The organism is Mesorhizobium sp. B1-1-5 (assembly GCF_006443065.1).
GTDB lineage: Bacteria > Pseudomonadota > Alphaproteobacteria > Rhizobiales > Rhizobiaceae > Mesorhizobium.
This window is the reverse complement of the sequence record NZ_VFWS01000553.1, coordinates 1-1,138: the sequence shown is the minus strand read 5'-3', so window position 1 is coordinate 1,138 and position 1,138 is coordinate 1. Positions and strand designations below refer to the sequence as shown.

The window sequence follows — 1,138 nt, the reverse complement described above, 5'->3', positions numbered from 1 at the left end:
GCCTTAGCCGCCTCGCGCGCCGCCACCGCCTCATTGGCGCGGTTGATATATTCCTCGGTGCCTTTGCCTGGAATGCGCAGGCAGAAGTCCCCGGCCCTGAAAACCAGGTTGGTGAGGCCGCCAAGCCGCTCCAGCGTCCCGTTATAGCCGGCCAGCATGGGAATGGCGGCAAGTTTTGTCCGTGCCTCGTCCATTGTCATGCCCGCTCCCCCGCTGTTATTTGTCGCAGAGACGGTTCCACAAAATTCGTGCTTTGGCTATCATCCGTGCGAGACCAATTTAGGCATGGCGGACAGGACGAAAGTGACCGACAGCAAGCATAAGGGCGCGCTTGGCGCTGCCTACGCGGCCAAGCGCCCGGAAGAAGTGGCGGCGCTCTATGACCGTTGGTCGCAGACCTACGACAGCGACATGTCGGCCGCCGGCTATCGCCATCCCACCATCTGCCTGGCCTTGCTGGCAAGGCATCTGCCGCGTGGCTCGGCCCCGCTGCTCGATGCCGGGGCCGGCACCGGGCTCATCGGCGAATGGCTGGACATTGCCGGCTATCCGAAGGTCGAGGCGCTCGACATCTCGCAAGGCATGCTGGATCAGGCCGCGCGCAAGGGCGTCTATTCGGCCCTGCATTGCCTGGCGCTTGGCGGGCCGCTGCCCTTTGCCGACAATGCCTATGCCGGGGTGATCTCGGCCGGCGTCTTTACCTCGGGCCATGTCGGTGCCGAAGGGCTGGACGAACTGATCCGCATCTGCCGGCCGGGCGGCGTGATCGTGCTGACGGTCAAGAACACGATCTGGGATCTGGGCTTTAACGCGCGGGTCGCGGAGCTGGAGGCGCAGGGGCTGGTCACCCGCATCGAGGAAACGCGCCCGTACGTCTCGATGCCGGGCGAGGCCGACACGGTGCCCAGCCGCTGCCTCGCCTTGCGTGTGAACTGATCAGGCTTTGATCCTGGTGCCCGCCGGATCATACATCGGCTCGAGATGGATCTTTGCCGGCGTGCGCTGCATAGCCACGACCAGCTCATAGTAGCCCGAGGCGAGAAAATCGTCGCTCACCCCGCCGGCATTGCGCACATAGCCGTAGCCGATGTTCTTCTCCACCGTGTAGCCATAGCCGCCGCTGCTGAGATAGCCGACC

General features: G+C 64.4%; 2 protein-coding genes and 1 pseudogene. 1 reads left to right on the top strand and 2 read right to left on the bottom strand.

Features of this window, described 5'->3' with window-relative positions; all coding sequences use genetic code 11:
* Positions 1–200 (bottom strand): annotated as a pseudogene (locus FJ980_RS33220) (LPS biosynthesis choline kinase); the annotation flags it as partial.
* 103 nt (positions 201–303) lie between these two features.
* Between FJ980_RS33220 and FJ980_RS33215 the strand changes: the two are divergent.
* The gene (locus FJ980_RS33215; protein ID WP_181181412.1) at positions 304–936 is read left to right on the top strand and encodes a class I SAM-dependent methyltransferase; all 633 of its coding nucleotides are present in this window, start codon (positions 304–306) and stop codon (positions 934–936) included.
* Here the strand turns inward: FJ980_RS33215 and FJ980_RS33210 are convergent.
* A partial coding sequence (locus FJ980_RS33210; protein ID WP_281406363.1) for a glycine cleavage T C-terminal barrel domain-containing protein occupies positions 937–1,138 on the bottom strand: 202 nt, incomplete at its 5' end.